This window comes from Brevibacterium aurantiacum (assembly GCF_900169065.1).
GTDB classification, from domain to species: domain Bacteria; phylum Actinomycetota; class Actinomycetes; order Actinomycetales; family Brevibacteriaceae; genus Brevibacterium; species Brevibacterium aurantiacum.
Map to the genome: position 1 here is coordinate 1 of NZ_FXZB01000050.1, position 6,049 is coordinate 6,049.

5 protein-coding genes and 3 pseudogenes are annotated in these 6,049 nt (G+C 58.8%); 4 read left to right on the top strand and 4 right to left on the bottom strand.

The features are described from left to right. The 3 genes and pseudogenes from BAUR9175_RS20035 to BAUR9175_RS18850 form a co-directional block, all read left to right on the top strand. Nucleotides 1-395 (top strand): annotated as a pseudogene (locus tag BAUR9175_RS20035) (ATP-binding protein); the annotation flags it as partial. A gap of 109 nt (nt 396-504) precedes the next feature. Beyond that, entirely contained in the window at nt 505-2,091 is a 1,587-nt protein-coding gene (locus BAUR9175_RS18845; RefSeq protein ID WP_101584959.1) for an IS1634 family transposase, read from the top strand. A gap of 15 nt (nt 2,092-2,106) precedes the next feature. Continuing rightward, nucleotides 2,107-2,502 (top strand): annotated as a pseudogene (locus BAUR9175_RS18850) (ATP-binding protein); the annotation flags it as partial. Nucleotides 2,503-2,619: 117 nt separating this feature from the next. Here BAUR9175_RS18850 and BAUR9175_RS18855 read toward each other — a convergent pair. Further along, a pseudogene (locus BAUR9175_RS18855) lies at nt 2,620-3,009 on the bottom strand (IS1380 family transposase); the annotation flags it as partial. Nucleotides 3,010-3,298: 289 nt separating this feature from the next. Then, nucleotides 3,299-3,946: an immunity protein CdiI family protein gene (locus BAUR9175_RS18860; RefSeq protein ID WP_146000930.1), complete on the bottom strand. Its 648-nt coding sequence runs from the start codon at nt 3,944-3,946 to the stop codon at nt 3,299-3,301. Nucleotides 3,947-4,127: 181 nt separating this feature from the next. On the opposite strand from BAUR9175_RS18860, the gene BAUR9175_RS18865 reads away from it, so the two are divergent. Next, nucleotides 4,128-4,532 carry a hypothetical protein gene (locus BAUR9175_RS18865; protein WP_101584963.1) on the top strand — a complete coding sequence of 135 codons (405 nt, stop codon included), beginning with the start codon at nt 4,128-4,130 and terminating at the stop codon, nt 4,530-4,532. Nucleotides 4,533-4,535: 3 nt separating this feature from the next. On the opposite strand, the gene BAUR9175_RS18870 is transcribed toward BAUR9175_RS18865, so the two are convergent. Both BAUR9175_RS18870 and BAUR9175_RS19565 read right to left on the bottom strand, forming a co-directional pair. Beyond that, nucleotides 4,536-5,725, bottom strand: a protein-coding gene (locus tag BAUR9175_RS18870; RefSeq protein ID WP_101584964.1) for an IS3 family transposase whose coding sequence is annotated in 2 segments (ribosomal slippage) — nt 4,536-5,438 and nt 5,441-5,725 — 1,188 coding nt in all. Because the reading frame shifts where the segments join, the coding sequence is not laid out codon by codon here. A gap of 72 nt (nt 5,726-5,797) precedes the next feature. Then, nucleotides 5,798-6,049, bottom strand: a 252-nt coding sequence (locus BAUR9175_RS19565) for a hypothetical protein (protein ID WP_219618425.1), incomplete at its 5' end; no start/stop codon positions are given.

A 6,049-nucleotide genomic window follows, 5' to 3' on the forward strand; every position in this document is an offset into this window, starting at 1 on the left:
TGGCCCTGCTGGAGGCACTCGAGGCCCAAGACGAGGATCTGACCATGGGAATGAGCTTCGACGAACGGTTGCGACTGGTCGTCGATGAAGCCCATTCGGTATTCAATCACGCCAAAATCGAGGGACTCATCCGCAGGGCCGGGTTGCGCTACCCGGCAGCCGACCTGCGTCAACTCGATAGGGTCGATGAACGCGGCCTGGATCGGAACGTGATCGCCCAGCTGGGGACCTGCAGTTTCATCGAGCGGGGCCAGAACGTCGTGTTCCAAGGGTTCACCGGTTCCGGGAAATCGTACCTGGGGTGCGCCTTGGCCAAACGGGCCTGCCAGCACCGGATCCGTGCGCACTATATTCGCATGCCTGATCTTGAAGAAGCTTGGGCGCAGGCGTTGGACCTGAGTTCCACAACTGAGCGACGATTCGTCGAATCTCGAAGTATTCGTGCTGGTCATAGGTTCGGGAGGAGTGTTTGTGGGACACTAACGGTCTGTCTACGATGGGTTCATGTCGCCTCGCTTGCGGAAAGTTACTACCGGATCAGGAGCCACGGCCGTCCAGATTGTGCGCAAGGTCCGCGGCAAAGTCACCGTCCTCGAACACCTGGGCTCTGCTCACACACCGGCAGAACTGACCGCGTTGCTCACCGCTGGAGAAGACAAACTCGCGTCCTACGGGGCGGCCGAGCAACTCGAACTCGAGCTGGGACTGCCCGCTGACCCCGACGTCACACCGCATACCAAAACCGTCGTAGGTTCACGCTCTGCTGTGCTCGTCGATGCGATCACCGAGTCCTGGAACCGGCTGGGCTTCAGTGAGGTCGTCGATGACCAAGCCTTCTTCCACCTCGTGTTAGCTCGCTTGATCGAACCGACGTCGAAGGCCGACAGCATTCGTGTCCTTGCCGAGCTCGGCATCAATCCGCCCCACCACAATACGTTCCTCAATTGCCTCGCCCGGGCAAGGGACCGTGACTACCGGTCACAGATCGCTGGGAAATGCTTCGACCACAGTGTGTCCACGTCGGGAATCAGCCTTCTTCTGTATGACGTCACGACCTTGTATTTCGAAGCTGAGAAGGAAGACGACCTGCGGAAAGTTGGATACTCGAAGGAACGTCGTGTTGACCCGCAGATCGTTGTTGGTCTCCTCGTCGACCGGACCGGGTTCCCACTCGAGATCGGCTGCTACGAAGGATCCAAAGCAGAGACTCACACGATCATCCCTGTCATCAAGGCCTTCCAAGACCGGCACGGTGTCACCGACATGGTCGTCGCCGCTGATGCCGGCATGCTCTCAGCCAAGAACCTTACTGAACTGGATCAGGCTGGACTACGGTTCATCGTCGGATCCCGGCAAACGAAGGCCCCGCATGATCTGGCGACGCACTTTCAGTGGACCGGGGACTGGGCCGCTGATGGGCAGGTCATCGACACGATCACCCCGAAAGGGACCAAACGCCTCGACCCTGACCGAGTGAAGAAGAAGCGAGAACCAGTCTGGTCGGCTGAGGAGTTTCCGGATGCGTGGCGAGTGGTCTGGCAGTACCGGCGGAAGCGGGCGATGCGTGATGAGCAGACACTGAATCTGCAGAGGAACAGGGCATTGGCGATCATCGAGGGCGAGAAGCCCGCGAAGAAGGCCCGATTCGTCAAGGTCACCGATGAGGATAAGGAATTCGACGAGTCCTCGTACAAGCGAGCGATGAAGCTTTCAGGCTATAAGGGTTACGTCAGCAATATCCCGGCTGACATTATGTCCGCAGCCGAGGTGATCAGTAGTTATCACGACCTCTGGCATGTCGAGCAGTCGTTTCGGATGTCGAAGACCGACCTACGTGCCCGACCAATATTTCACCGAACCAGGGACGCGATCGAAGCGCACCTGACTATCGTGTTCACGGCGTTGGCCCTTGCCCGTTTCATGCAGGATGCGACTGGAGCGTCGTTGAAGAAGATCGTGACGACTCTTCGGCCGTTGCGAGAGTTCACTGGGCGTGTGGGCGGGCAGGAAATCACGTTCGATCCCGAGGTGACCGGGCTGGCTAGAGACATCGCTGCGGCGCTACTGCCGGGACGTTTTCCGGGGCACTAAAGTTGTGGAACTCAGGGGTGCGCCTTGGCCAAACGGGCCTGCCAGCACCGGATCCGTGCGCACTATATTCGCATGCCTGATCTTGAAGAAGCTTGGGCGCAGGCGTTGGACAAACCGATGGGCACGACGAAGTTCTTGAAGAAGTACGCCGCGTTCAGCGTTCTCGTGATAGACGAATGGTTGCTCGATCATCCGGATGAGTCGATGCGCAGCATGCTGTTGGAACTGCTCGAACGCCGCTACGACTGTGCGTCGACGGTGTTCTGCACCCAGTATGCGAAGAAGGACTGGCATCAACGACTCGGATCCGGAGTCCACGCGGATGCGATCATGGACCGGATCGTGCACAACACGGTCTGGGTCGAGACCGGCAGTCACAACATGAGAGAACATGCTGCTTTGAACCCGTGACGATGAGCTGATGGGCGGCCAGTGGCCCCGAGGTCCACGGCTGCTGGCCCCCACAGGCAATATCGGTGGTCCCCAACCGCACGATCGGGTGGTCCCCAAAGCTTCAAATACTCATCCAGTGTCTTCGCTGGCTGGTAGCAGCGGTGTGTGCTCGTTGAGGTTGGTCAGGAAACGGGAAGAGATCGCGTCGAGTTGCCGGACGTGGCCGAAGGCGAACGAGCGCAGGAACGACCCCAGGGTCGAGGGCGCGTAGACACGATCGAAGAGGTGTTGCATGCCGCCGTGGCGGAGGATGTTCATGTCATCGATCGAGTCGGCCCCGGCAGCCATTCCCGCGACCAGGGTAGCCAGTTTCGGTGCCGGGTTCGCGCCCTTGTCGGCTCCGGTGGTGGTCACGGTCAGACGGTCTTCGGCGAGGTCTGGCAGGCCCGCCATCTGGGCGAGGCTCATGATCGGGACGAGCCCGGTAGTGGCCGTCAGGTTCGCATCGTCGAAGGAGTGAGACACAGACGCGGGTGTGTGGTTGAATAGCACCTGAGAGGTGCCCCTTTCTTGAACGGGAATGTTGACTTCGAACATCATCATTTTCCCAGTTCAGAAGGGGCATTTCCATTTCACGCGCGGCTTGATCCGGCTACTCGCATCGGTGGATCAAGGCTTAGTAGTACTAGGTCAGGGTCAAAGCGGCGCTGGGTTGGACAGATCTGTCAGCGAATGCACCCTACCGTTTAACAATTTTGTTGAGCTCGCATACCTGATGGACAGAATTGGAAACTGTTTTCGCTGAGTCAGCTCTCTAGCGGTCATCTGGGTCCCGCTCGTCAGAGATGGTTGCCCTGCCTTCGAGTTCGCTCGACAATTCGCGGATAAGGCGGTTGCCTTCATCGATAAACCATTGGTGATTCTCTTCGGAGTCCCACCCCGAATCTGGGTAATCGACGACGGGGTTGAAGTGAGAGCTCCAGAAGTCCATGCAAGCATGGAGATCGTCGGCCAGGTCCGCTGAAATTGGGAGGTCTGAAGTCCCCACTGCAATGTCGTCGGTGTCATGGCTCCACAGCGGTTCCTTCCGCCCCCAGTCGGGAAAGAATCGAATCTCGATTGGCGAGTTCATAGAACACAACTCTGCGTGCGGCTTCGCCGGATTACGCAGGGACTTTCTCTTTTCAGCTTCCCGAACGAATGAGAGCCCCAAGGACCAACCAAGCGGTACAAGGGCAATCGGAACACAGACCACCGAAACCACGACCGCTGCCACATAGGCGCTTATCCAACCATCCTCGATCGTGCCTGCCCACAACCATACGAAAATGCAGAAGCCGACAAGGAGTATGGACACGGACGCTACTGCGATGTATGCGATCTTCGCGCCTTTGGATTCAGGAATCAAAATTCGTTCTCCTCTCTCAGGTGTGCTGGCGGCATGTCCGATGTTCCGAATCACGGGTTTCGTCTGCGGATGATAGTTATTCTTATCGGCAAGGGCGGCGCCGTCGTTGTGTGAATTGTCGACTGCCTCCGCCGCTCGTTCGTCGCAGTGTTGTAAGTGTGTGCCACGGATCGTTGAGGCCGGTGTGGCATATTGAGATCAGACCATAATGGCAGGGGTATAGGGGAGATTCGCGGTGAGCAATAGTGACTCGGTGCACGTGATGATCATAGCCACTGACGAATCGGTAGAGCTGTATCACATGGAAGATGTGCAGTGGGTGGAGTGGGTGCTACTCGGCTGGTTCGTCGTTGGTGCCGCCATCGCGGTCTGGTTCCTGACCATCATCGTGATAAGGCAACACGCGTGGTTGTCGCTCACTCTCCTCGGTGTCGCCTCAGTCGGCCTGATCGCCGGGGGATTCTGGGTCCAGTTGGGCTCCGGAGCTTATAGGGACAGTGAGGCACTGTGGGCCTGCCCTTCGGGTCTCAACGCTATGCGAATCACCGAAGCGAACGGATATCCGTTGTCGGATGGAATCGTTCGATGTCGTGCCGACGCGAAAAGGAAGGGACTGATGCAAAGAAGGGTGACAGCGTGAGTGTCATGCTGCGAGGGCAGCTGGCTCTATGATTGCTTCGTACTCTACTGGTGTCAATCGACCCAACCGGGCTTGTCGGCGACGTCGGTGATATGTCCGTTCGATCCAGGTCACGATCGCGATTCTTAACTGGTCTCTCGTGGCCCACCGGCGGCGGTCGAGAACGTTCTTCTGCAATAGGGCGAAGAACGATTCCATGGCCGCGTTATCGCCCGCTGCGCCGACTCGTCCCATCGACCCGATGATGCCATGACGGGCCAAAGCCCGAGTGAATTTCTTCGATCTGAATTGGCTGCCGCGGTCGCTGTGCGTCACGCATCCGGCCACGTCACCGCGCCTGGTCACAGCCATCTCGAGGGCATCGACAGCCAACCGGGCCTTCATCCTTGAGCTGATCGAATAGCCGACGATGCGCGAGGAGTAGGCGTCCTTGACCGCGCAGAGGTACAGCTTGCCCTCATTCGTATGGTGCTCCGAAATGTCGGTCAACCACAGCTGATTCGGTCCATCAGCTCTAAACTCGTGCCTGGTCCGTCCGTCGGCATCGACAACCGCGCATAGATCGTCGTGGACCGGTTGGCCCGGCTTCTTCCCGTTCTTGGCCCGGCCCTTACCGAAGGCGGAGAACCAGTCATTGGCCGAACACAACCGCCACGCAGTGCGTGCCGCCATGGGTTGGCCGGCCGCTTCGGCTTCGTCGGCGAGGTACCGGTACCCGAACTCAGGGTCATCGCGGTGGGCGTCGAATAAGGCGTTGGCCCGATACGCCTCGATGACATCGGCCCCAGGAACAGGGACGGCCAGCCACCGGTAGTAGGGCTGACGCGAGAGCTTCAGTACCCGGCACGACACCGCGACGGGGATCCCGTCGACGGCGAGCTCTCTCACGAGCGGGTAGAGCCTTTTGACGGCAGATTCGCCTGTGACAGATACGCGGCCGCGCGGCGCAGGACCTCGTTCTCCTGCTCAAGCAGACGATTACGCCGACGCATCTCTCGTAGTTCGGCGGACTCGTCGCTGGTGTTGCCAGGTTTGTTGCCGGCATCGATTTCTGCTTGGCGGAGCCATTTGTTGATGGTGCCTTCGTGGACTCCGAAGTCCTTGGCGATCTGTCCGATCGTCGTCTTGGAATCCCTGGTCTGGACGACGCGGATGACGTCGTCGCGGAATTCTTTCGGGTAGGGCTGTGGCATGGTGTCTATCCTTCCAGGCTTGCCTATGAACAAGCCAGATTAGATGTCACCTAACCCTGCATCAGTCCCCGCTTAAGCCTTGATCCACCGATTCGGTTGATTCTTGGCGGTTCGTTCGGGTTCGAGTGCGAACATGACGTGAGGGCAGGAAGTAGTGTCCCGGTCTCTCACCGGTCTCTTCCACAAATGTTTCCCAAGGTCTCCTCCAGACCCTGCGGCGTCGTGCTCGAGCAGGAGCGAATCGGTCAGGACAATGATCGTGTAGGTGGGCTCAGAGCCGCGTGCCAGAGTCGTGCGAATTCCGTCGCCCACGGCCACCGTCTC

Bases quoted from the DNA above. Each gene is read 5' to 3' on its own strand.
- BAUR9175_RS18845 (WP_101584959.1), top strand. From the start codon at position 505: ATGTCGCCTCGCTTGCGGAAAGTTACTACCGGATCAGGAGCCACGGCC.